Consider the following 25,300-nt stretch of genomic DNA (forward strand, 5'->3'; position numbering starts at 1 on the left):
ATTCATAGATATGTAGGTAACCACATAAATATCCTTCTGAATTGAAAAGGATGCGATTGAGAATTACTAAAAGTATATATAAATGAGGAGTTGTTTGTTTATGGGTGCAATTGAACGTAGCGGTTATCGGTTTGAGCCAGAATTTAGTGTGATTGAACAAAATGGTGCCATTCATGTATACCACCAAGGGGAGTTTATAGAAGAGATAAAATTTTCTTTTTCAGGGAAATATCCATTGGTCGATAAAATTGAAGAGCTTGTGGATGAATATTGTCAGGAAAGAGGTTTATAAAATAAAGAAAGCCTACCTTCATGGTAGTAGACCTAAAAAGTTATGGCTAATAATCTAACTTTTTAGGGGGCAATACCCATATGGTAGGCTTTTTCTTACTTAACTACTTTATAATTTTTATGATTAACGACTGTTTTAATTGGCTCGTCTCTAACCTTATTATGGCCTATCTCGACGATTACAGAATTTTCTCGAACAATAAGGACTTTTCCTTTCTTTCCTTTATGTTCTCCATTTACTATTTCTATTGTGTCTTCAACATTTGCTTGTGTAGAATTTGTCATTATGATTACTCCTTTTAAAACTTGTTATCCTTGCTCATAGTATTACTCATACAGTATTTTCAAATTCAACTACAGATCATTATTAAAGGATATACATCCCCACTAATCCACATAAGAATCCGATTACGACCACTGAACTAGCAACAAATAATAATACCTTTTTCGGAAACGATTTACCAACCATGATCATCGAAGGCAAACTAATAGCTGGTAATGTTACTAGTAATGCTGCGGCTGGACCACCACCTAATCCAAATGCCATAAATGTCTGTATAATTGGTATTTCAGCAGCAGTTGGAATAACAAAAAGCATACCTGCAATAGCAAAAAGAACAACCGCGATCACGCCATTTGCCATTTCAATGCCAATGGAAGGAAATAGCCATGCACGAGCTGCTCCTAAAACCAACACGGATAGTAAATATGCTGGAACGATATAGATTATCATCATCCCCATCGATTTTATCCATCTGAATAGGAACGGTTCAGACTCCTCTTGCTTTGCATCTTCCATCATTTTATTAAGTTCATCTGAATCAACCTTTGGTGCAAAGCGATTGGCTAAATAGCTTACTCCAAAGACAATGAATAGGCCGAAAATTATACGAAGTAAAGTAAATTTCCAGGAAAGGACAAACGTCATAAAAACTAATGTAGCAGGATTAAGGGTTGGGTTACCCAACCAAAATGCAAGGCTTGCACCGACCGAAACCCTCTTCTTTCGTAAACCAACAGCAACTGGTGCCGCACAGCAGGTACACATCATTCCTGGCAAAGCAGCTAGTCCACCAACTGCAGTACTACCAAAGCTTGTCTTACCAAGAACTTTTATTAACCAATTGGCCGGCAGTAAGACCTGTAACAAGGAACCAAGTAGTATACCTAGAACCGCAGCTTGCCATACCGATTTAAAATAGATGACTGCATATTCCCACGCACTTTGCCATGAAACAGGCACCGGTTTATCGCCTAGTATTGACTCACCAATAGAATGGGTTGCCCTTGCTAAATCTGCTTTATGAAAATAAGGTACCCACTTTACATATGCTAATCCAATAGCCGTGATTAAAATAAATAAAAGTGCATAAATCCAAGTCTTCTTATGACCCGCATTTGATGAAAAAGAATGAGATGTTTGAGTCATTTTTATTACCTCCAATGGATTATTATACTACTAATTTGCCTACTAATGTATAATTCCGATTGGCATCCAAGTAACCTTATAAAAATAAATCTAATAACGTTTCAATAGCATCACTTTCCAAAAGCACTTTTACTCCTATACCAATAAAAATCATAGGTATAATGAAACGCTGAAATCGTCCTACAAAGGTATATATTTGTTTCACAGAACCTAGTATATGACAAATAGCACTCCATATTGGCACCAGAAGTATAAAGGTAAGGATAGCAATTAGCACTTCTTTCACATTCAAGGAAGTAAAATATGGAATAAATATCGCTAGTTCCTCTGCCCCACCAGCAATTGCAATAATTGCGACTCTTACAGTTAAATTACTGAATATAGCCGTTTTTTGGAGAGTGGTAGAAGATTCCTCATCCTCGTCATCCCGTTCAAACAATTCCATGATTCCAATAATTATTGGCAAGAAACCAAGGAGGCCTGTCCATTCTTCCGTAATAAAAGATATCCAATAAACCACTACAACAGCTATTAGAAGGACAAATGTCATCCCTATCTGCTGACCAATATAGACTTGTCTGATTTGCTTATGGTTCCTAGCATGTGCAAATAATACTATTAAAATTAGCATTTCATCCATTCCAGTTGCAATAAATGTAATAATCATCGTAATTACAGTAGCCATTAGCAAATCTCCCCCAATAAACTAATCCTGTACTAAGAGTATAAGCCTGTCTATGTTGCAATAGACCATGTATTTAGTTGGCGGAAATAGGAATCGATAGAATTAATGGTCATTTAGAAAAGTAGAATTTATGAAGTATTTATATTTATATCAAGTTAAACCTTTTCAAAATGGGAAATGATGTTTAGAGCTCTTCTATGGTTCATTTTAATCCCAATTTACTTTCGAAATGATGTTTAGCGCTCTTCTATGATTCATTTTAATTCCAATTACTTTTGAAATGATGCTTAGCGCTCTTCTATGATTCATATTAATCCCAATTTACTTTTGAAATGATGTTTAGGGCTCTTCTATGATTCATATTAATCCCAATTTACTTTTGAAATGATGTTTAGGGCTCTTCTATGATTCATATTAATCCCAATTTACTTTTGAAATGATGTTTAGGGCTCTTCTATGATTCATTTTAATCCCAATTTACTTTTGAAATGACGTTTAGAGCACTTCTACGATTCATTTTAATCCTAATTTACTTTCGAAATGACGTTTAGCGCTCTTCTATGATTCATTTTAATCCTAATGAATTTTCGAAATGATGCTTAGAATTTAATTCCTAATATAAAAGCACTCAAAATAAATTTTATAGGCATCTTTACTCCACTTCCTCTCACTATTCAAAAAGAGATTAGTACCTCAAATCTCTTAATTCGATATAAAAATAAAAAAATGCAGGTTTGTTTTCCAAACCTGCTTGAAGCACTTCACGAAAGAATTCTATTGCCTTGTGCCTCATATAATTTTCATATACTCTTTTATTCACAAGAAATTCTTCATGGGCAACCATTTGCAATTGCAAATACACGGAAGATATCAGGATTTTGGAGTACGAACAATCGATGAAATATTCCTTCCATAGCTTTTTTATTTTTTGTACAAAATTTATCCTTTTAAGTACAAAACTAGCTCCCCATCATTTCGCTAAATTCCTTTTCAAACTTTAGATATTTCGCTTCAATCTCTTCTGGATTAGGAATGGTAGCCAATACTTCCTCTTGTGTAAAAATTCGTCCACCTTTTACAATCCGATAGATATTCTGTGTATTTCGTATATCTTCTAAAGGATTTTCATTTAGTATGAGAAGATCTGCTAATTTATGTTCACCTACTACTCCGATATCATACAAACTAATAGATTGTGCAGCACGTATAGTTGCTGCCTGTAGTGCCTGCATTTCCGTTAATCCAATATCCACAAAGATTTCCAATTCTCGATGTAAGGCCATACCAGGAAATGACCATATTCCGCCTGGAGTATCTGTTCCTGCAACAACTGTACCACCAAGGTCAACATATGTTTTTGCTACAGCTTTTGTAAAAGGTGTGATTGATCCTAATTGCTTCTTTAAAGCATCTATATGCTGTATCATGTTTTCCCAAAGCCCACCTAGAATTTCCTTATCATTTGCCGATTCTGTAACGATGTTTTTGGGGTTCCAGTAATTTGGAAATTTTTCTATTTGCTCGGTTATCACGATGGTAGGGCAGAGCTTCACTTCATATTGAAGCATTTCTTTACACAATGCCTCAATCCTCTCTTTATCTGGATTATCCCAATCAATCTTGTCCCATTCTTCTTGTTCTGCCATTGTATTCCAATTAGGATAAAGAACCTGTAAAAATCCAGAAGCATGTTCAAACCATGTAACACCTAATTTTGCCGCTTCTAGTGCATTTACTTCCTTCGAATGGATTAAATCACAGCTTACTTCAAGCCCATGTCGTTTTGCTTCTCGAACAACAGCCTTCATAACATCTGATGAAATCCATCCATACACCTTAATAAAATCTGCCCCAACCTCTACTTGTCTTTTTACTTCTTGAATTGCTTCCTCTACGTTATCGGTAACAAAGTTTCCAGAACTATTTGGCCCCCATAATCCAGGAGGTCCATCAATCATACGATCAGCACTATATACTCTTGGGATTGGTGCATCAGTTGGGGCTACTTTATAATTCTCTAACTGTAAAACATTTCCTGCAGTATTTCTTACCGTCGTAACACCAGAAGCAACATAATGCGGAGCAAAACTATCCCTAATATGACAATGCATATCAATCAATCCAGGAATAATAAATTTCCCTGTCGCATCTACTTTCTCCACCTCTTTTGGTAATCGCTCATGTTCCTTATAAATTAAATGAATCTTATCTCCTTTAATTTCAATATCTCCCTTAAATTGGAGCTCGTTCTCTACGTCAATAATCGTTGCATTTGTAATTATGTAATGTCTTTGAGCCATCTCTATTTATCCCCCTATGTAATATTTTACAGTAAATTCTTTCTTTTATAGAATATTATAACAGCTGCGGATGAAAATGTAGGGGTTGAACAGTTTTTTTCAAACCAAACAGTCTGTTGTGTCGCCTAAATAGTAGTAGAGATGATACTAGATTCCTCTCCTGCATACTATTTTACTATACCGTAAACAATAGCCTTATATAACATTATTAGGGAGGCTATTCCATGAAGGCTGTTACTTATCAAGGGAAATATGATGTTCAAGTAACAAATGTTGAAGCTCCAAAAATTCGAGACAATGAAGATATTATTGTAAAAATTACCTCCACTGCCATTTGCGGTTCCGATCTTCATTTATATCAGGGAAATCTCCCTCTGCCAATAGGCTATTCCCTAGGACATGAACCAATGGGGATCGTTGAGGAAGTTGGTCCCGATGTAACTAAGGTTAAAAAAGGGGATCGAGTAGTCATTCCTTTTACAGTTGCTTGCGGTAAATGTCACTACTGTACACATGATTTGGAAAGCCAATGTGATAATTCCAATCCCCATTATGACTCTGGTGGATACCTTGGTTATTCCGAGAAGTTTGGTGATTATCCAGGCGGACAAGCTGAATACTTACGGGTACCATTTGGTAATTACACGCCTTTTAAGGTGCCAGAGGATTGCGAGCTAGAGGACGAGTCCTTACTTTTTCTATCGGATGTTCTCCCAACCTCCTACTGGAGTGTTGATCATGCTGGCGTTAAGGAAGGAGATACCGTTATCGTGCTTGGTTGTGGGCCAATTGGGCTGATGACACAGCAATTCGCATGGAAAAAAGGAGCTGAACGTGTAATTGCTGTTGACTTCATTCAATATAGACTTGCACATTCAAAAAGAATGAATAAGACAGAAGTATATGATTTTACTCAGGATAAGGACATGGGGGAAACATTGAAGGAAATCACCAAGGGTGGGGCAGATGTGGTTATTGATTGTGTCGGAATGGACGGTAAAAAATCACCAATGGAATTCGTAGGGCAGAAATTAAAACTCCAAGGTGGGACACTCGGAGCGATTCAAATTGCTACAAAAGCTGTTAAAAAATGTGGGACCGTCCAACTAACAGGTGTTTATGGCGGCCTATACAACATGTTTCCATTAGGCCCATTTTTCTCACGTAACATTACACTAAAAATGGGACAAGCTCCAGCACGTCATTATATGCCACATCTTTACGACATGATAATCAATGGAGAGATTGATCCAACAAAAATCATCACCCACCGTCTCCCATTGGAGGATGCTACCCATGCATATAAGATTTTTAATGATAAGGAAGATAATTGTATTAAGGTTGTGCTGAAGCCGTAAATTGCACTCCTATTTAGGGAAACATGAAGAACTATAGTTCCGTCGACTATTAGAGTGCATAAATCAATTCCGCCATTGTTGCCATTTTATAGGCTGCTATGCTTCATTTCAGCCAAGCTCCCTTTTGAAAATGACGCTTAGAAGGCGGCTACGCTTCATTTCAGCCGAGCTCCCTTTTGAAAATGACGCTTAGAAGGCGGCTACGCTTCATTTCAGCCGAGCTCCCATTTGATAATGATGCTTAGAGAGCATCTATGCTTCATTTCAATCGAGTTCTCTTTTGCAAATGATGTTTAGAGAGCGGCTATGCTTCATTTCAATCGAGTTCTCTTTTGGAAATGATGTTTAGAGAGCGGCTATGCTTCATTTCAACCGAGTTTCCTTTCGCAAATGATGTTTAGAAGCTGGCTATGCTTCATTTCAACCGAGTTTTCTTTTGGAAATGATGTTTAGAAGGTGGCTATGCTTCATTTCAGGCGAGCTCCCTTTTGAAAATGATGCTTATAAAGCATCTATGCTTCATTTCAATCGAGTTTTCTTTTGGAAATGATGTTTAGAAGGTGGCTATGCTTCATTTCAGGCGAGCTCCCTTTTGAAAATGATGCTTATAGAGCATCTATGCTTCATTTCAGCCAAGCTCTCTTTTGCAAATGATGCTTATAGAGCATTTATACTTCATTTCAACCGAGCTCTCTTTTGCAAATGATGCTTATAGAGCATTTATACTTCATTTCAACCGAGCTCTCTTTTGCAAATGATGCTTATAGAGCATTTATACTTCATTTCAACCGAGCTCTCTTTTGCAAATAATGTTTAAGAGCAGTTGTACTACCGTATTCCCACCTACATTGAATAATCCACCTATTCTTCCAAAGCAAAAAAAGTGCTTGCCCGATATTTCGGACAAGCACTTTTTATATCTTATTAACCAACAACTTCATTCGTTAAACTAATAAACTCTTCAACATCTTTCATCATTAGTTGAATACCAGCAGCCCAGAAATCTTCTTTTGTAATATCTACGCCAAGATGCTTTTGAGCAAGGTCTTCTACTTTCATGGAGCCTGTATCTTGTAATAATGAAATGTATTTTTCTTCAAATCCTTCTGGTTTTTTCAGATATTCCGCATAAATCCCTAAGCTGAATAAGAAGCCAAAGGTGTATGGGAAGTTATAGAATGGCACACTGTCAATGAAGAAGTGTAGCTTACTGCACCAGAAATGCGGGTGGTAGCTTGATAAGCTATCTACATAAGCTTCCTTCTGTGCTTGTTCCATTAACTCGTTTAATCGTTTTTCTGAAACAATTCCTTTTGCACGCTCTTCGTAGAATGCATTCTCAAATAAGAATCGTGCATGAATGTTAAAGAACATCGCAGTTGCATTCTCCAGCTTGGAATTTAATAAAGAGATTTTTTCTTCTTTTGTTTTTGCATTTGCTACCGTTGCATTTCCAATTATAGTTTCAGCAAATGTACTAGCAGTTTCGGCAACATTCATAGCATAGTTGCGATTTAGTGTTGGTAGATCCTTCATAACATGACTATGGAACGCATGACCTAGCTCATGAGCGAGCGTGCTTGTATCAGAGGAAGAACCTGTAAATGTCATAAAAATACGCGATTCACCAAACTCTGGAAGGCTGGTACAATATCCGCCTGGACGCTTATTTGGTCTGTCTTCTGCCTCAACCCAACGGTTCTCCAATGCATGCTTCGCAAAGCTAGATAATTTTTCGCCAAAAGAAGCGAAGTTTTCAATGACAAAATCACAAGCTTCATCATACGTAAAACGAGTTGGCTTGATATCACCAACAGCAACTGGTGCATCAACATCCTGCCAGCCAAGCTTTTCCATGCCAAGCACCTTAGCCTTTTGATTTAAAAAGTCTACAAATGGTTGCTTGTTATTGGATACAGCTGTCCACATTGCATCTAGCGTCTCTTTAGACATCCGATTATACTCTAAAGGCTCTTCCAGATGGTCTTTGTAATCATGATTTTTTTGTAATGTGATACGGTACCCATCTAGGTGGTTGATTGTATCAGCAAAAATCGGACCATATTTTGTCCAAGCAGCTTCCCAGTTTTCGAAAATTTGCTTCCGAACCTCTGGATCTGGATCAGCATACATTCTATTCATGGCTTGCCCAACGGATAATTCGGTAGTCTTTCCTTCCTTATCTGTATACGGAATTGTCATAATAGAAACAACCGTATCATACAACTGACTCCATGCTTGTATGCCATCCTTATTTAATTCAGCAATTAATTTTTCTTCCTCTTCGGATAATAGGCGTTTTCCCTCATCCCGAATTTCATTCAATGCAAAATTTAGTTCCTGTAAATCCTTATCATTTAATAGACTTTGCCAGTCTGTGTCCGGAATGTTGACCAATTTCTTCGTGAAGGTGTTGTATAGCTTTTGTACGTCACTATATAAATTAATAATTTGACCCATCACAACATTCGCATGCTCATCATTCATATAAGCATCATGCCACATTTGGACAAAGGTTCTAGATTGACCTAGTCCCTTACTAATTTTCTCTTGTTTTTGTAAAATCGTTTTAAAAGCATTAACTGACTTTAAATCCCAGCTATTCAGTAGCTCTCCATATTCTTCAATATCAGCTTTTACCTCATTTAGTTTCTCCTGAAGCTCCTTCGAATTCGTTCCCCCAGGAAAAATAGTTTCTAAATCCCATGTATCAACATACTTCATGTTCATCCAATCTCCTCTTTCCCTTTAAATTGTGTAAATTATTAGGTGTATTGCACCCATTTATTTTGCTAATTCATAGATGGCTTGTGCATATATTGCTGTAGCTTTTAATAGATCATCTACTATGGCGTATTCGTCTTTCTGGTGCATGACATCTTCACGACCTGGGAATAAGGCTCCAAAAGCAACCCCATGATCTAATGCTCGAGCATAGGTTCCTCCTCCAATAGCTAGGAGCTCAGCTTTTTCTCCAGTATGTTCCTCATATACTTTTTGTAAGGTTTTAATCAATGGATCGTCTTTCTTCACATAAGCAGGCTTCGAATCAGAAAAGTTCGCAAGCTGAAGTCCTTTATTTTCTAATACAGCTTCAATCTGCTTCTTGCCTTCCTCTATATCAAATGTCACTGGATAGCGCATGTTTAGACCAATTCGGCCACCATTTTCTATCCTATAGCTCATGACACCTACATTGATAGTTAAATCACCAGATTCTTCATCTGCATATTCAATACCGAATACCTCACCACGTGATTTATCCTTAAATTCAGCGACAGTACGGACATATTCCTTACCAGCTTCATCTAATTCCAGTTTTTGCAAAAAGTTCGCTAAAAGAATCCCAGCGTTCTTACCACTTCTTGGTTCTGCACCATGTGCACTCTTCCCAACTAATGTGAACACTACTTCCGTTTCAACAGTCTTAGCATCGCCTTCTACTTTCATTTCAGTAAGATAAGCTAGATAGTCCTGGATTAGGCTTGTTGCATCCTTCTGAACATTCACATGTGCTTCCGCGAAGTCTGGTACCATATTATAACGGCGACCAGATTGAAAGGATTCTAACGAAAGAACAGCAGGCTCATTTTCCGTTTGGGATGCTTGAACAATGTCATAATCCGAAATACCCTTCTCGGCAAATATGATTGGAAAATCAGCATCTGGTACAAATCCCGTTGTCGGCATTTCCTCATGTTCAAAATAATGATCCACACAGCGCCAATCGCTTTCCTCATCGGTTCCGATAATTAAGCGAACCCGTTTGGAAAGTGGTAGACCTAATTCCTTTACAATCTTCATACCATAATAGGCTGCAATGGTTGGCCCTTTATCATCACTTGAACCACGGGCATATATTTTCCCATCCTTTACAACGCCACTATATGGATCAACACTCCAACCGTCACCTTCAGGCACAACATCGACATGTCCTAGAATACCGACAAGTTCGTCACCCTTCCCTATTTCAAGATGACCAGCTAAGTTTCCAACATTTTTCGTAGTGAAGCCATCTTGTTCCCCTAAATCAAGCATGAATTGCAATGCATCCTTAATTCCTTGTCCTAGAGGAGCATCTTCAGTTGCATTTTCTTCATCTAAGACACTTTTGATCTGCAGAAGCCCTTGTAAATCTTTCAAAAAATCATCCTTCCGCTTCTGCACTTCATCCATCCAATTAACAGAACTCATATGTATGGTCACTCCTTACAAAGTTATAAAACGTTTGATTATTACTATCTTTCTAAATCTACTTTCCATTTTACACCTTTTCTCTATTTTATTCCTAATGCTAAGTCTCTAATCCATAAAAAGCGATACTGGCACCTCTAATAAAATGATGATTTTCAGATGAAAGACTTGGCAAGTGATTTTTAAAATGGGTATACTATTTACTGTCATTCAACAAAGTCATACAAAAAAGAAGGAATAAAATTGGATTTTTTTAGTGCTGATACCATTCTTACGTTACTAAAGGTTGTTGCAATCGACCTAATACTATCCGGTGATAATGCTGTTGTCATTGCGATGGCAACAAGAAAATTACCTGAAAAAAATAGAAATAAAGCAATTTATTTAGGGACAGGCTTTGCTATTGTCTTACGGATTCTATTTGCCGTTGTCATTGCTATGCTATTAAAAATACCACTTGTCCATTTCTTTGGAGGTCTTCTACTATTATTTATTGCCTACAAGGTGCTTGTTAATCATGATGGTGAAGGCAATTCTGTCGCAGCCAAGGATTCGATTGTAGGAGCTGTTGGAACAATTATTGCCGCAGATGCCGTCATGAGCTTAGACAATGTAGTTGCTGTTGCGGGTGCATCAGGTGGTAATCTTTTCATCCTAGCGCTTGGTGTGTTAATAAGTATTCCAATCATGGTTTTCGGTTCTAAATTAATTGTTAAAGTAATGGAAAACTATCCATGGATCGCTTATATTGGATCTGGAATTCTAGCTTGGACAGCCGGAGAAATGATTATAGGCGATGAAAAAATCATGGACTGGCTTAATATTAAAGAGGGGCTAATTAACTATATTTTTGCAATTATTGTTACAGTACTACTCTTAACAATTGCCTATTGGAAGAATAAAAAAATGGAAGAAGCTGTTATTACGAAATAAAAAACAATAATCGGTGCTACCTATTTAATTAGGTAGCATCTTTTTACTTTACGTAAAAGAATAATCGACTAACGTCAGGGAAAACTAAAGATTATTATACGTATACATACAATATGGAGGATAGTTTATGAAAGAAGTTAAACCACCAAAGAAGCCGTTAATTTATTTCTACGGCATCATCTTACTAGTCATTATTTTGTTAAATGCCTTTATCTTCCCGTCACTATTAAACCTTTCCGTGAAGGAGGTTGATTATGGCACATTTCTAGATATGGTAGAAGCAGGAAAAGTTTCAGAAGTAGAAATTCAAGAAAATTATATAATGTTTAAGCCTGTGAAAGAAAATAAGGTCTCCGCATATAAAACTGGGCTTGTGGATGATCCCAAGCTCGTGGATCGGTTACATGATGCGAATGTAAAATTTACAAGGATTGTTCCAAGACATATGTCACCGCTCGTATCCTTCTTACTATCCTGGATACTACCACTAATTATCTTTATTGCAATTGGGCAATGGTTTATGAAAAGACTTCAAACAAAAATGGGGGGTGGGAACGCCTTATCCTTTGGAAAAAGTAATGCAAAGGTATATGTGGAAGCACAAACCGGTATAACCTTTAAGGATGTAGCTGGCCAGGATGAAGCAAAGGAAGCATTACAGGAAATCGTTGACTTTTTACACAATCCGGAAAAGTACAGAAAAATTGGTGCTAATATACCTAAGGGGGCACTCTTAGTTGGACCGCCTGGTACAGGTAAAACCCTGCTTGCAAAAGCTGTTGCTGGTGAGTCAAAGGTTCCTTTCTTCTCTATTTCTGGCTCTGAATTCGTAGAAATGTTTGTTGGTATGGGAGCTGCAAGGGTTAGAGATTTATTCAAGCAAGCACAGGAGAAAGCGCCATGTATTGTTTTTATCGATGAAATAGATGCTATTGGTAAGAGTCGTAATTCTGGGATGCCTGGCGGGAATGATGAAAGAGAGCAGACATTAAACCAGCTTTTAACCGAAATGGATGGTTTTGATGCAGACAAAGGAGTTGTCATCCTCGGTGCAAGCAATAGACCGGAATCACTTGATAAAGCACTATTACGACCTGGACGTTTTGACCGAAGAGTACCAGTAGAATTACCTGACCTACGAGGACGTGAAGCTATCCTAAAGGTTCATGCAGAACACGTTCAAATGGAGGATAACATTAACTTTAATGTGATTGCTAGAGCAACACCAGGTGCATCTGGTGCAGATTTAGCAAACATTGTGAACGAGGCGGCATTAAGAGCCGTAAAGTTTGGTCGTAGTAAAGTAGCACAGGTTGACCTCGAAGAGTCTGTTGAAGTCGTTATTGCTGGATACCAGCGTAAAAATGCAGTCATAAGTATGAATGATAAATTAACCATCTCGTATCACGAAATTGGTCATGCTTTAGTCGCTGCAAAACAAACCAATTCCGCTCCTGTTCATAAAATTACCATTATCCCGAGAACTTCAGGAGCACTTGGCTATACGATGCAAATTGATGAGCAAGAAATGGTTTTAATGTCAAAAGAACAAGCACTAGACAAAATCACAACATTAATGGGTGGTCGTGCTGCAGAAGAGGTTATTTTTAACCGTATCACATCTGGTGCTTCCAATGATATTGAACAAGCTACCAAGCTAGCACGGGCAATGGTAACAAGATATGGAATGAGTGAGGAATTTGATATGATGGCATTAGAAACGGTAAATAATGCCTATCTTGGTGGTGATACTACACTAAGTGTATCAGCAGAAACCGCTTCTAGAATTGATAATGAAGTACTGAAAATTATTAAAACCTGTCATCAAAAAGCTATAGAAATTTTGGAGAATAATAAAGAAAAGTTACATGAACTAACAAAGTACTTATTAGAAAAAGAAACGATAAGTGGCGAGGAATTTATGGATGTTTTATCAGGCAAAATGAAAGTAGAAATGTAACTGATTTGCCTTCCATTGTCATGAAATAGACTTCCGTTATGGTAAAGTCTATTTCTTTTTTTACAACGACCAATCCGATATAATGGATTTTACTCCATGACAACAATGAATAGAAACAGGTGATTTTATATGCTTAAACTAGAAGGTGTGTTACCCGCTGTACGTAGCATGAAGGAGTTTGAAAAAGTCTTAAAAAGCCCTCATGAAAATATTATATATCTTGAGACAAGGCTATCCCAATTAAAAAACATTGCAAACTACACTAGAAAAATGGGTAAGAAAATCATTATGCATGTTGATCTTATTCAAGGAATAAAGGTTGATGAGTATGGTCTAGAGTATATTATTAACGATGTTAAAGTAGATGGTATTATATCTACTAGAACGAATGTCATCTCCATTGCAAAAAAATATAAAATAACGGTAATACAGCGACTATTTGCACTGGATAGCCATGCACTAGAACATAACTTAAGGCTAATTAATAATATTCAACCTGACTACATAGAAGTATTACCTGGAGTAGTACCTGGAATACTAAAGGAAATCAATGACGAAACTGGCATACCTCTAATTGCAGGTGGGCTCATTCGAACGGAAGAAGATATACAAAATGCATTAAACGGTGGAGCAATCGCTGTCACAACCTCTAATGAAAAACTTTGGTAAGCTAAAATCTACCTATGTTGCTTTGGATTTCCATTGTTGAATTATACCAAAATTGAAAAAAGTAGAACCTCCACTAGGATAACCAGATTGCAGCAACAAAGCGCTTTGACGCCTAATTATCAATCCCTTTATTTATTGGCAATTAAAGCAGAAATTGGCATACCGTTGATGATACAGTGGCAATTCGGTAAATATCAATACTACTTTGAAGAACATGAGGCATTCAAAGAATAGATTTTCTCCATTCTGCATTATTTTGGTTGTTAAATACTTTACTTGGTGTATCCATATGGATTATTATTTACTACTGGAACAGTAGGATATCCAGAACAAGCAATTTTCAATTCCGGTAATTAGACTAGCACCAATGTTCCTAATAACATGAATTACCTTGGCTTATCGAGCGCATGAAAAATATTTATTAACAAATGAATAGAGCGAGGGACGCAGATCCTTAGCTCTTTTTTCAATTCAAAGCTCCATACCTAGTCAGTTAGAAGGGAGAAACAATGGAAAAATATATTTTATCTCTAGATCAAGGAACTACAAGTTCTCGAGCAATACTATTTAATCATAAAGGTGATATCGTCGAAACCGCCCAAAAGGAATTCGAACAATTTTTCCCAAAGCCTGGCTGGGTAGAACACGATGCAAATGAGATTTGGACGTCTATTCTGTCTTGTATTGCTGAGGTGCTTAGCAAATCTTGTATAACACCAAACCAAATTTCTGGTATCGGTATAACAAATCAACGTGAAACAGCGGTTGTTTGGGACAAACATACAGGCAAACCCATTTACAAAGCAATTGTATGGCAATCACGACAAACAGAAACAATTTGTAAGGATTTACGGGATGAAGGCTACCATGATCTTTTTCGTGAAAAAACGGGTTTACTGCTCGATCCTTATTTTTCAGGAACAAAAGTGAAATGGATTCTCGATCATGTAGATGGTGCAAGAGAAAAAGCTGAAAAAGGTGATTTACTATTTGGAACTATTGATAGCTGGTTAGTCTATAAGTTATCTGGTGGAAGGAAGCACGTAACAGATTATTCAAATGCTTCTAGAACATTGATGTACAACATTTATGATTTAAAATGGGATGATGAGTTGCTTGAGATCTTAACTATTCCAAAAAGCATGCTGCCAGAAGTGCGTCCTTCTTCAGAGATTTATGCCTATACGGTTGATTACCACTTTTTTGGAGCTGAGGTACCAATTGCAGGAATTGCTGGTGATCAACAAGCTGCCCTCTTCGGTCAAGCTTGCTTTGAAAAAGGAATGGCTAAAAACACCTATGGAACTGGTTGTTTTATGCTAATGAATACCGGTTTAGAAGGTGTAAAGTCGAAGAACGGCTTACTAACAACGTTAGCATGGGGCGTAGATGGAAAAGTAGAATACGCTTTGGAAGGTAGTATTTTTGTAGCTGGATCAGCAATCCAATGGCTGCGTGACGGATTACGTCTCATCAATGATGCCAAAGAAAGCGAAGACTTTGCATCAAAAATTGATTCCACCGAGGGAGTTTATGTTGTTCCAGCCTTTGTCGGACTTGGAACTCCATATTGGGATAGTGATGCTCGAGGGGCTGTATTTGGTCTTACACGAGGAACAACAAACGAGCACTTTATTCGGGCAACCCTTGAATCATTAGCCTATCAAGCAAAAGATGTACTAGAAGCGATGGTTACTGATTCTGGCATTGAATTAAAATCTTTACGAGTCGATGGTGGTGCCGTTAAAAATAACTTCCTTATGCAATTCCAAAGTGATATGTTAGGTGTTCCGGTTGATCGACCTGTGGTTAACGAGACTACTGCTCTCGGAGCTGCATACCTTGCTGGTTTAGCTGTCGGATACTGGAAGGATAAAGAAGAAATTGCAAAGCAATGGCAAAACGAACGAACTTTTATTGCCCAGCTAGATGAAGCAAAACGGAATGATTTATACGATGGTTGGAAAAAAGCTGTAGCAGCAACTAGAGTATATAAGTAATAGGCATTTTATTCAAAAGAACTTGCTCTCATAAAATAATATCATTACATCTATTTATCTATAAAGAAAAACGTGATATAATAAACTTAAGTTAATATGTAGATGGAGAATTTTGGAGATTACTGTAACTCTATGAAGGAATAGGGTTAATTTGTGGTCTCTTTTTGTTTTTCTGATGGGGATGATGTGATTAATAAAGAAAAACAATCTATTATCAAACATTTTTCATACCATTTTTTAGGAAGGGAACGAAGAAAATGCAATTTTCAAATTTGCAAAGGGAAGAAATTAAACAAAATATCAAGGGGGAAGAATTGGATCTTCTTGTTATCGGTGGCGGTATTACAGGAGCAGGTATTGCCTTAGATGCTATCACAAGAGGGATGAAGGTTGCAGTTGTAGAAATGCAAGACTTTGCAGCTGGTACCTCTAGCCGTTCTACAAAATTAGTTCACGGGGGGCTTCGATATTTAAAACAATTTGAAATCAAAGTTGTTTCTGAAGTAGGAAAAGAAAGAGCTATTGTTTATGAAAATGGTCCCCATGTTACAACTCCAGAATGGATGATGCTACCATTCTATAAAGGTGGAACCTTTGGCCCGTTTACAACAAATATCGGCTTAATGGTTTATGATTTTCTTGCTGGTGTGAAGAAATCAGAGCGTAGAACAATGTTTAAGCCAGAAGAAGCAATGAAAAGAGAACCACTCTTAAAAAGACAGGGTATGAAAGGTGCAGGCTATTATGTTGAATATAAGACAGATGATGCACGCTTAACACTCGAAGTCATGAAAAAAGCAGTAGAAAAAGGGGCATTAGCCCTAAATTATATGAAAGTAACTGATTTAATTTATAAGAATGGAAAAGTTGTTGGTGTCCATGCAGAAGATTTAACAAATGGCACAATGAACGAGTTTTATGCTAAAAAAATTGTAAATGCTGCTGGTCCATGGGTGGATACATTGCGTGAAAAGGACGGTTCAAAGAAAGGCAAAACCTTACAATTAACTAAAGGTATTCATCTTGTTTTCGATGAAAAACGATTCCCATTAAAACAAGCAATCTACTTTGATACACCAGATGGCCGTATGGTATTCGCAATTCCTAGGGATGGAAAAACTTATGTTGGTACAACAGACACCGTATATAAAGGCGACATCGCCCATCCAAAAATGACGATTGCTGATCGGGATTACGTGTTAAAAGCAATTGATTTCATGTTCCCAGATGTAAAAATTAAACCAGAAGATGTAGAATCAAGCTGGACTGGGTTAAGACCATTAATTTTAGAAGAAGGAAAATCTCCTTCTGAAATTTCTCGTAAGGATGAAATCTTTGTTTCTGACTCTGGATTTATTTCAATTGCAGGTGGTAAGCTTACAGGCTATCGAAAAATGGCAGAAAGCATTGTCGATCTTGTTGCAAAACAACTTCATACAGAAACAGGAAGAAACTTCCCAGGTACGCAAACAATGCATCTACCAATTTCAGGTGGGGATGTAGGCGGTTCAGAAGGATTCAAACTATTTATGAACCAAAAGGTTAGAGATGGTATCGAGCTAGGATTAACAGAAGATGAAGCTAGACTATTAATCAAACGTTATGGCTCTAACGTCGATACAGTATTTCATATTTATAAGGATGAAAAAGAACAAGCACAAGCAGAAAATCTTGATCCTATCGTCTACGCTATGCTACGTTACGCTATTGATTATGAGCTAGCGTACAAACCAATTGACTTCTTCATTCGTCGTACTGGAGCATTATTTTTTGATATAAACTGGGTACGTAATCATAAGGATTCCGTTATTGCATATATGGCAAAAGTATTTAATTGGACAAATGATCAAACCAAGACTTATACCGATGAACTCGATGTGCTAATGCATGATGCTACTCATCCAATTGAAAAAGAATAGAAAAAAACGGTCCTCTGTACGAACAGAGGGCCATTTTTTATTATCCAGCTCCCGCAATCAAATTACGTACTTCCCTAGTTAAAGCTGCCCCACCGCCATCATCATTAGCAAGAGCGACAAAAATAAATTCTTTATCAGGATAAATATCAAGGCGATTACTTACCCCAGGAAATCCCCCATCATGACCAATAATTTTACATCCACTTATACTTTCAACAAAGAAACCATACCCATAGCCTAATGTAGAATTTTCATCCGAATATATCGCTTCTTGTTCTGTAAAAAGCTTATCTGTCATTTCCTTACTAACTAACACATTACCAAGTAAAGCTTTGGAGAAACACCATAAATCTTCTACCGTGGCGTAGCCTCCACCCGCTGGAGAACCTTTTGTACACATCGATGAATTATCTGTCTTTTTCTCCTGGAAAGAGCCATCAAACTGAAAATTAGTGTATCCAATAGCCAAACTGCTATCTTCTGTATCTATCTCATAGTTGTCCGTGTTCTTCATCCCCAATGGGGAGAATATGTGCCTTTGGACAAATTCAAAATAGCTTATATTGGAAGCTTTTTCAATAATTATCCCAAGGATGATATACCCTCCATTGCTATATTGGAAGCGGGTACCAGGTTCAAATAAGAGTCTATCTTCAATAAATAGGTTTAAATAATCCGCTACACTTTTCAAGTACTCTCTCTTTTTTAAATATTTCTCATTAAAGAAATCTCCTAGTCCAGAAGAATGAGATAACAATTGATGTATGGTTATATTCTGATGAGGAAATTCGGGAATATATCGCGTCACTAAATCATCGAATGAAATCTTTCCTTGTTCAACCAAGATTGCTATTGCCATGCTTGTAAACATTTTATTCATCGAAGCTAAGTTAAATCTTGTATCAATTGAATTTAAATTTCCCTTTTCTTTATTTGCAAATCCGCATGCCTGTTTATATAAAATTTTCTCCCGATCTCCGAATAATACTGCACCTGAAAATCTATTTTTTGATACTAAATTTTCTACTATATTACCTAATGCAGCAATGATAGTTTGTTTGCTCTCTGTGCTTGTCTTCAATTGAATTCTTCCCCCCTGTTTTTTAAGTTCAGTTTTATCTTTTTTATAATCTAGGATCAACAGGGTCCGATTCCAACGCTAACGTCCCAAGCACACATTCATGGATTCTCTCAATCGATTCCCCATGAACAAAACGCTTTATCCCCTCAATGCCCAATGAAAATTCTTTTAATGCCAGCTTTTGTTTCTTATCAACGTTTCTTTTCTTTAATCTTTCAAGGTTTTTGGGCAATAAATAATCCATACCATAAATGATATGTAGATATCTCCGTCCCCGAACCTTTATTGCCGGCTGAATTAGCTTCCCGTTCGATTTTGCAATGAAAAATTCTGGCTTAATAACTATTCCTTCATGACCATCAGCTGTCATGGACTCCCACCATTTTATGACTTCTTCCTCACTCTCCAAATCATCAATTACCATATACTCGGTTTCAACAAAAACATCCACCATCTTTGCGAATTCCCGGTTCATCTCCATATGCCAGGTATGGGGCTTATCGAAAAATGTCTTGTCTCTATGAGCTAACACATGAAATGGAGCAATTTGAATCTGATTAATTCCTTCTATATTCCAGCAATACTTTTGAAATATCTCTTTAAATTCTAGTGCATTTTCAAGTTTAGCATCATACTCTGAAAGCCATTGCTTTAATTCTACGTTTATCTTTACAGCTTCTTGAAGTTTATTAGTAATAATGGATCTGTCCAAAATGGCATTTTCAGAGACATGTACATATTGATTACGAATAAGTTCTTTTGCCTTTAAGTTCCACGGCATTATTTCTGCATCCAACAGCACATAATCTGTATCAAATTTAGTAAAATAATTATAAGATAGAAGTCCTTCATTGATTCGAAGTAATATTTCCTTTTCTAGCCCGATATCAAAGAATCTTCTACCAGTTCTTGTATAGATAACCCCTAAAGTTTCATGTCCGATATACTTTTGACCAGCACTTTTATCCTTAAATAACAGGAGAATTCCCCTACTACCCATATGCTTCTTCTCTGCTACCATACGCTGTATTCCCTTATCCCGATAATAGGCTATTGCCTCCTTTGGGTGTTCCAAGTAATTATCTAAGATAGAAGGCTTAGGTGTTGGACTCATAGTAGGCGGAATATAGATAAGCTCTTCTATTGGAACAGTAAAATGAGAAACCGTGTCAATTGAAGGGATAACATGTTCTTTTGGTATATGAACCTCACCTAGGTGCTCAGTTGATACGGTGTAGCCATTTAAGAATTTTGCAATGTTCGGAGGATCTAGTCTTTTTTGCTCCCATTCTTTTAATGGATTATTATCCCCCTTAGAATAGTCCATTACTGCTTTTACGGATACAAATTCCTTTTCTGGGTACCTATAAGCGGTCAGCTCTCCACCGAAAACAACCCCTTGATCAATATTGATTGTATTATTATTTATTATAGGTTTTGGTCTAGGATCATGCCCCCATAAGATTAATGCACTTGTATGATGATGAACTGTCCAGTCCTTCCTCACTGGCTTTCCATTGTTATCTAATCCTTCCGAATCCCCAAAACGGCAATAATCACTAACCTCATAGGATTGTTTACCAACAAATTCGTCTTTTATACCTGCATGTGTACATACAACAGTTGGCACGGAATTTTTTGCTAAGATATAATGGGAAGGCGCTTCAAATAATAATTGTTTTATTGCATGCTTTAATTTTATCGTTTGCTCCTCACCATAGTGCCTTTCATATTGCACAAATTCTTCTTGAACTAGTTCATCACCATGGTTAAGGGTGACATTCCGTCCATCTAACCATCTCGCTATTTTCCATCCATGATTACTATCAATCATATAAGCATGACCTTCGTTTACATGACGTAAGAAAAATTGCATCGTTTTTAGTGACTCTGGTCCTCGACTCATAATATCCCCAAGGGATAGAAACTTTCTTCCTTCTGGATGAATGTATAAGTCCTCCGCATTTCTTTCATAGCCTAGCTTATTTAATAGTTGAATCAATTCATTATAGCAACCATGAATATCACCAATAACATCAATGCCATTACTAGCATCCAGTTCAAGAGGGTTTTTGTTCCTTCTAATTAATCTAATGTCCTGCAAATTTTGGATAAAATAAGTCGCTAAGTAGCCTTCCTTTTTAATCAAGCTTCTTTCTCTCTTAAACACTTGATATTGTTGTTTCACCCTGCGTTTTCCTCTTGGTTTTTCCCGCATCTCATCCCGTTCTAATAAAACGCTTAGGTCCAAATCAAATACAATGGAAACGATTGGTACATGGTGATTTCTAGCTAATGCAATATATCGTTTTCTATCATCTGTATATAAATGGGTGGCATCGATAAATGTTAATTTATTTAACTTACATCTTTTTTCAATGAGTGTATCCATAAGGGAAAAGGCTTCAGCAGAGATTTGTTGGTACTCCTCAAAGATTCGATCTGCCTCATCCTTTGGTCGATGGTTCCAGTCTAGAAATTCAACGTCACTTACTAATATTCGAAAGTAATCCGAGCTTACTACCTCAGAAGGTTGAATTTGCCCACTATCTATCATTTTTTTCAGGAATGTTGTTTTTCCACTATTAGAAGGACCAATCAATAATACAATTCCAGAAAAAGGCAAGAAAACATTCACTATTGTCCCTCCTTTCTTATAAATAAGCACATTTGAGTTGGGAATCCATATTTAACATGTTCATCCCCTATACCATCAAATGCTACCTCATAATTACTAGTTTTTTGACTATAACACCATTCGAAAAATTCCTGTCTTGTCCATTCAAATCGATGGTCCGGATGTCGATATGCTTCATCCATTTCATACACCTGGTTATATTCCTTGTTTGGCGTTGTGATGATGAGCAATTTTGGCTGATATTCACTTAGAATTGTTTGCATTACTTTCGGTAAACGAAATTCATCAATATGTTCAATAACTTCGCATAAAATCATGATATCCTTGGATTTCAGTCTTTCATCATAGTAAAATAAAGAACCTATAATTGGGGTTGGCACTATAAAATTATCGCTTTGCTTTATTGCATCGAACCGCTTCAATGCTTTAAGCATGGCTGATTCGGATGGTTCTACAGCTAATATCTCCCGCACACCATTTATAAGCCCCAGCTGTAAAGCTAGATTACCTTCACCTGAGCCAAAATCAACAATTGTTTCTTTCATTCTTGATCTACTAATGTAATCGATGATTTTTTTATATCGAAGCTCATTTAAGCGTAATTCTTTTTGCTGTTCTTTGAACAGATTATTGTTATTCTCTTCCAACTCGCTATACAGTTCCTTAAAACGAAGTGCCCTACGCAAAATGAAATCTCTTAAAGGATGTGTATGTAACCACCCTTCCCCATATCGTTCAACTTTTTCGGTTTCTTTTTCGTCGATGTAATAATGCTTATAATTATCCAGGACCGGAATTAATACAAAAAGCTGCCTTAAACCATTTTGTAATGTTGTTGATCCCTTTAATGAAATATAGCGAGCAGAGCTTCTTTCTTTTAATTTAACCTGATAATCAGTCTCTCCATAGCTTATTTTCACTTCGTAGCCTAGCGGTTGAAAAATGTCTATGATTTCATGATCTAGTAAATCCGTAGCAAGAGGACCAAAACTAAACTCAAATAAAAAGGGGTGTTCAACCCAGGACGCGTACGATTCCTTTGGTTTTCCATTAAGTGCTGTACCTAATGCAGACCGTAGTAAAGAACAAAAAATACTACTAACTACAAACTCTCTATCATTAATATAAGAAGTGATATCGTAGTTTTTAGCCCTGTTCCGAGAGAGTTCAATTGGATCAGGTGTTACAAAAAAGGTTACTTCCATTATTTCATCTGAAAATTTATTATAGAACATCCGAATGAAGTGACCGTTTTGACTTCTTTCATATATATTATTGGGATTTTTAGCAAGTAGATAGGAAATCACTTCAACATTTTCACCTGTAGCTTGAATGGTTAATTGCACCGTAACACCTCTTTCATAATTTTAATTTATTGATAATTTTATACAATCATACCATACGGAGTTGATCGAGATACGTTAGGGATTAGGGAAATCTAATTCCCTAATCCCATCCACAATTCCATAAGTGATTCTAGTTCATTCGTTAAGTCTTGCTTTCGATTATATAGTCTATGAAGCTCCTCGTATTCTATATGTTCATCTGCCATCACTTCGTCTACCTCTTTTATTTCACCCTCTAGACTATGAATCTTTGCTAAAAGCTCCGGTTCATTATCTTCTTTTTTTGAGTATTTAGGAGTAACTTTTTGTTGCTTTACCTTTTCCCTTTTTGTGACTTCTTCCTCCTCAATGCTTGATTTCTGTTTCTCTCTCCGATAATCATCATAATTCCCTAGATAACTTTTTAGTGAATAATTCTCTATGACTATTATTCTTTCTCCCATTCTGTTGATGAAGTATCTATCATGGGAGATAAAGAAAATGGTACCTTTAAAATCCTCTAATGCCGCTTCAAGCGTTTCGATGGAATCAATATCCAGATGGTTAGTCGGCTCATCCAATATTAATAGGTTAATATCCTGATATAACAGTATAGCAAGCCTCAACCTAATTCGTTCCCCACCAGATAACTGTTTTACCTTTTTAAAGACACTTGCTTTATAGAACATAAATTTTGCAAGGTATTCCCTCGCCTTTCCCTCGAGTATAGAGATATTTTCTCTAAAGCACTCAAGTACCGTATGTTCTTCATTATTAAACGTGATATTCTGAGGTAGGTATGCTGCCTTTACACTTGCACCTAATTCCAGCTGCCCACTATCTGGCTGTTCTTCCCCGAGTAGCATTTTTAGAAAAGTTGTCTTTCCACTGCCGTTAGGACCAATCAACCCTACCCTTTCACCGTAATAGACCATTAAATTAGCATCTTTCAAAATCGGCCTATCGCCAAAGCTTTTAGATAGATTAAAAGCCTTTATTGTTTCATTTCCAGACCTCTCCGTGTCTTTAAAATGCAATTTCATCGTTCTTTTTTCCGATACTGGGTTATTGATTCGTTCCATTTTATCGAGCCTTTTTTGCATACTCGCTGCTCTTCTAAAGAACTTATTATTATCCGCTCTCATTGCCCAATCTCTTAAACTAAGAATTGCCTTTTCCATATTGTTTATCTTTTTCTGTTGCTCCCTATATTGCTCATACAGAATACGCATATTTTCTTCTTTTTGACTAACAAAAGCAGAGTAGTTACCATGATAAGAAGTTGATTCCATATTCTCAAATTCAACAATTTTGGTTACGACATTATCGAGGAAATACCTATCATGTGAAACAATAATGACTATCCCTTTATAGCTCTTCAGGAAGCCCTCCAGCCATTCAACAGAATCCATATCCAAATGGTTAGTCGGCTCATCTAGCAGTAGAATATCTGGGTGATGAATTAATAATTTTCCAAGAATCACCGTAGTTTTTTCACCACCACTTAACAAATCGAAGTCCTTTTCTAAGAACGCTTCAGAAAAATTAAGCCCTGTGCAAACCTTGCTCATTTTTTCCTCTCGTTCATAGCCACCCTTAACTTCGAATGAATGAACGAAATCACTATATTTTTTCAGGGCCTTTTCTAACTCCGAACCTTCTAGGGTTTTCATTTTTTCCTCTAACTCACGCATTTGTCCTTCGATTGTATCAACTTCCTCAAATGCCATATTTAAAATATCAATTACCTTCAAGCCTTTTGGGTACTGTGGTGATTGTTCCAAATATGCCTTAGTCGCTCCCCCTGGAATATGAATTAATCCCTCATCATAGCCGAAGCTTGAGGTTTGCGGGTAACCGGGATAATAGTCCATTGGGAGGATACCAGCAATAACCTTCAAAATCGTACTCTTACCACTCCCATTGGCTCCAACAATACCAATCTTCTCCCCTTCAAAGGCTTCAAAGGTAATATTTTTCACCACAAGTGTTGCATCCATATATTTTTTTATTCCATGTACCTTAAGTTCTAACATCATAATTCCTTCCTTCATCCATTTTCTCATGACGCTATTTACGGACTGGGAAAAAGAAGATTTATACAATTATTCCATTAAAAAAGACTGTAAGAAGTTAGTTGCTTCTTACAGTCTCCTATAAACGTTGAATATAATTTGAATAGAGATGATCCTAACAAATATAAAAGTAAATTTTGCTAAAATCTTCTACAACTGGGTATTTCGAAAAGTCAGAAAACCCAATTCATCATTATTTTCATATAGGTAAAGTAAGTAAGCCTTCTAATTGCCAACATTCCATAAAGAGCATGTCAAATAAACCTAATATTAAGGTTATTGAATCTCATTACAAAATCGTATTAATTTATTTACATAAATTAACTTAGCAATTAGTCGGTTCCATGGTACTTACTTTCCCTCCTCAAAATTTTCTTTATTATCTCATTTGTTTAGAACTATGTAAATAGTTTTTTATAAGCACATAAGAACTATTACTATAA

The 25,300-nt window shown here is 36.7% G+C and carries 18 protein-coding genes; 8 read left to right on the plus strand and 10 right to left on the minus strand.

Going from position 1 to position 25,300, the window contains the following annotated elements; translation table 11 throughout:
• Positions 1 to 100 precede the first annotated feature (100 nt).
• Positions 101 to 292 carry a YbxH family protein gene (locus tag KI338_RS12795; RefSeq protein WP_212921405.1) on the plus strand — a complete coding sequence of 64 codons (192 nt, stop codon included), beginning with the start codon at positions 101 to 103 and terminating at the stop codon, positions 290 to 292.
• 95 nt (positions 293 to 387) lie between these two features.
• Here the strand turns inward: KI338_RS12795 and KI338_RS12800 are convergent, their stop codons facing one another.
• From KI338_RS12800 to KI338_RS12815, 4 genes are all read right to left on the minus strand, one after another.
• Entirely contained in the window at positions 388 to 576 is a 189-nt protein-coding gene (locus tag KI338_RS12800; protein WP_212921406.1) for a DUF2187 family protein, read from the minus strand.
• Positions 577 to 658: 82 nt separating this feature from the next.
• Positions 659 to 1,720, minus strand: coding sequence for a permease (locus tag KI338_RS12805; RefSeq protein WP_212921407.1), 1,062 nt, complete (start codon positions 1,718 to 1,720; stop codon positions 659 to 661).
• A gap of 76 nt (positions 1,721 to 1,796) precedes the next feature.
• Entirely contained in the window at positions 1,797 to 2,405 is a 609-nt protein-coding gene (locus KI338_RS12810; RefSeq protein ID WP_212921408.1) for a cadmium resistance transporter, read from the minus strand.
• Between the two features lie 959 nt (positions 2,406 to 3,364).
• On the minus strand, positions 3,365 to 4,705 hold the full coding sequence (locus tag KI338_RS12815) for an amidohydrolase family protein (RefSeq protein ID WP_212921409.1): 1,341 nt from the start codon (positions 4,703 to 4,705) through the stop codon (positions 3,365 to 3,367).
• Between the two features lie 224 nt (positions 4,706 to 4,929).
• On the opposite strand from KI338_RS12815, the gene KI338_RS12820 reads away from it, so the two are divergent.
• Complete coding sequence (locus KI338_RS12820; RefSeq protein ID WP_212921410.1) at positions 4,930 to 6,063, plus strand: zinc-dependent alcohol dehydrogenase; 1,134 nt, start codon at positions 4,930 to 4,932, stop codon at positions 6,061 to 6,063.
• A 924-nt stretch (positions 6,064 to 6,987) separates the two neighbouring features.
• Here the strand turns inward: KI338_RS12820 and KI338_RS12825 are convergent.
• Positions 6,988 to 8,787, minus strand: coding sequence for a M3 family oligoendopeptidase (locus KI338_RS12825; protein ID WP_212921582.1), 1,800 nt, complete (start codon positions 8,785 to 8,787; stop codon positions 6,988 to 6,990).
• 60 nt (positions 8,788 to 8,847) lie between these two features.
• Positions 8,848 to 10,257 carry a dipeptidase PepV gene (gene pepV / locus KI338_RS12830; RefSeq protein WP_212921411.1) on the minus strand — a complete coding sequence of 470 codons (1,410 nt, stop codon included), beginning with the start codon at positions 10,255 to 10,257 and terminating at the stop codon, positions 8,848 to 8,850.
• A 243-nt stretch (positions 10,258 to 10,500) separates the two neighbouring features.
• Between pepV and KI338_RS12835 the strand changes: the two genes are divergently transcribed.
• The 6 genes from KI338_RS12835 (at position 10,501) to KI338_RS12860 (ending at position 17,738) form a co-directional block, all read left to right on the plus strand.
• On the plus strand, positions 10,501 to 11,190 hold the full coding sequence (locus tag KI338_RS12835) for a TerC family protein (RefSeq protein WP_212921412.1): 690 nt from the start codon (positions 10,501 to 10,503) through the stop codon (positions 11,188 to 11,190).
• A 127-nt stretch (positions 11,191 to 11,317) separates the two neighbouring features.
• A complete protein-coding gene (ftsH, locus tag KI338_RS12840) occupies positions 11,318 to 13,150 on the plus strand; it encodes an ATP-dependent zinc metalloprotease FtsH (RefSeq protein ID WP_212921413.1) in 1,833 nt (610 codons plus the stop codon).
• A 129-nt stretch (positions 13,151 to 13,279) separates the two neighbouring features.
• Positions 13,280 to 13,819 carry a glycerol-3-phosphate responsive antiterminator gene (locus KI338_RS12845; RefSeq protein ID WP_212921414.1) on the plus strand — a complete coding sequence of 180 codons (540 nt, stop codon included), beginning with the start codon at positions 13,280 to 13,282 and terminating at the stop codon, positions 13,817 to 13,819.
• A gap of 87 nt (positions 13,820 to 13,906) precedes the next feature.
• Positions 13,907 to 14,053, plus strand: a complete 147-nt coding sequence (locus KI338_RS12850; RefSeq protein WP_212921415.1) for a hypothetical protein — start codon at positions 13,907 to 13,909, stop codon at positions 14,051 to 14,053.
• Between the two features lie 275 nt (positions 14,054 to 14,328).
• Positions 14,329 to 15,819 (plus strand): glycerol kinase GlpK, encoded by a 1,491-nt coding sequence (glpK, locus tag KI338_RS12855; RefSeq protein ID WP_212921416.1) that lies wholly within the window; start codon positions 14,329 to 14,331, stop codon positions 15,817 to 15,819.
• A gap of 257 nt (positions 15,820 to 16,076) precedes the next feature.
• Positions 16,077 to 17,738, plus strand: coding sequence for a glycerol-3-phosphate dehydrogenase/oxidase (locus KI338_RS12860; RefSeq protein ID WP_212921417.1), 1,662 nt, complete (start codon positions 16,077 to 16,079; stop codon positions 17,736 to 17,738).
• 40 nt (positions 17,739 to 17,778) lie between these two features.
• Here KI338_RS12860 and KI338_RS12865 read toward each other — a convergent pair whose 3' ends face one another.
• The 4 genes from KI338_RS12865 to abc-f form a co-directional block, all read right to left on the minus strand.
• Entirely contained in the window at positions 17,779 to 18,819 is a 1,041-nt protein-coding gene (locus tag KI338_RS12865; protein ID WP_212921418.1) for a serine hydrolase domain-containing protein, read from the minus strand.
• A 43-nt stretch (positions 18,820 to 18,862) separates the two neighbouring features.
• Positions 18,863 to 21,457, minus strand: coding sequence for a polynucleotide kinase-phosphatase (locus KI338_RS12870; protein ID WP_212921419.1), 2,595 nt, complete (start codon positions 21,455 to 21,457; stop codon positions 18,863 to 18,865).
• A complete protein-coding gene (locus KI338_RS12875) occupies positions 21,457 to 22,803 on the minus strand; it encodes a methyltransferase domain-containing protein (protein ID WP_212921420.1) in 1,347 nt (448 codons plus the stop codon). The genes KI338_RS12870 and KI338_RS12875 overlap by 1 nt, the downstream gene beginning before the upstream one ends.
• Before the next feature lie 92 nt (positions 22,804 to 22,895).
• Complete coding sequence (abc-f, locus tag KI338_RS12880; protein ID WP_244853595.1) at positions 22,896 to 24,836, minus strand: ribosomal protection-like ABC-F family protein; 1,941 nt, start codon at positions 24,834 to 24,836, stop codon at positions 22,896 to 22,898.
• Positions 24,837 to 25,300 lie beyond the last annotated feature (464 nt).

This window comes from Ornithinibacillus bavariensis, assembly GCF_018333235.1.
GTDB classification, from domain to species: Bacteria; Bacillota; Bacilli; order Bacillales; family Amphibacillaceae; genus Ornithinibacillus; species Ornithinibacillus bavariensis.

Excerpts from the sequence above, each read along its gene's own strand:
- KI338_RS12845 (WP_212921414.1), top strand. The coding sequence starts at position 13,280 with ATGCTTAAACTAGAAGGTGTGTTACCCGCTGTACGTAGCATGAAGGAG.
- glpK (WP_212921416.1), top strand. The coding sequence starts at position 14,329 with ATGGAAAAATATATTTTATCTCTAGATCAAGGAACTACAAGTTCTCGA.
- KI338_RS12860 (WP_212921417.1), top strand. The coding sequence starts at position 16,077 with ATGCAATTTTCAAATTTGCAAAGGGAAGAAATTAAACAAAATATCAAG.
- KI338_RS12800 (WP_212921406.1), bottom strand. The coding sequence starts at position 576 with ATGACAAATTCTACACAAGCAAATGTTGAAGACACAATAGAAATAGTA.
- KI338_RS12815 (WP_212921409.1), bottom strand. The coding sequence starts at position 4,705 with ATGGCTCAAAGACATTACATAATTACAAATGCAACGATTATTGACGTA.
- KI338_RS12820 (WP_212921410.1), top strand. The coding sequence starts at position 4,930 with ATGAAGGCTGTTACTTATCAAGGGAAATATGATGTTCAAGTAACAAAT.
- KI338_RS12795 (WP_212921405.1), top strand. The coding sequence starts at position 101 with ATGGGTGCAATTGAACGTAGCGGTTATCGGTTTGAGCCAGAATTTAGT.
- abc-f (WP_244853595.1), bottom strand. The coding sequence starts at position 24,836 with ATGAAGGAAGGAATTATGATGTTAGAACTTAAGGTACATGGAATAAAA.
- pepV (WP_212921411.1), bottom strand. The coding sequence starts at position 10,257 with ATGAGTTCTGTTAATTGGATGGATGAAGTGCAGAAGCGGAAGGATGAT.
- KI338_RS12805 (WP_212921407.1), bottom strand. The coding sequence starts at position 1,720 with ATGACTCAAACATCTCATTCTTTTTCATCAAATGCGGGTCATAAGAAG.
- ftsH (WP_212921413.1), top strand. The coding sequence starts at position 11,318 with ATGAAAGAAGTTAAACCACCAAAGAAGCCGTTAATTTATTTCTACGGC.
- KI338_RS12825 (WP_212921582.1), bottom strand. The coding sequence starts at position 8,787 with ATGAAGTATGTTGATACATGGGATTTAGAAACTATTTTTCCTGGGGGA.
- KI338_RS12810 (WP_212921408.1), bottom strand. The coding sequence starts at position 2,405 with ATGGCTACTGTAATTACGATGATTATTACATTTATTGCAACTGGAATG.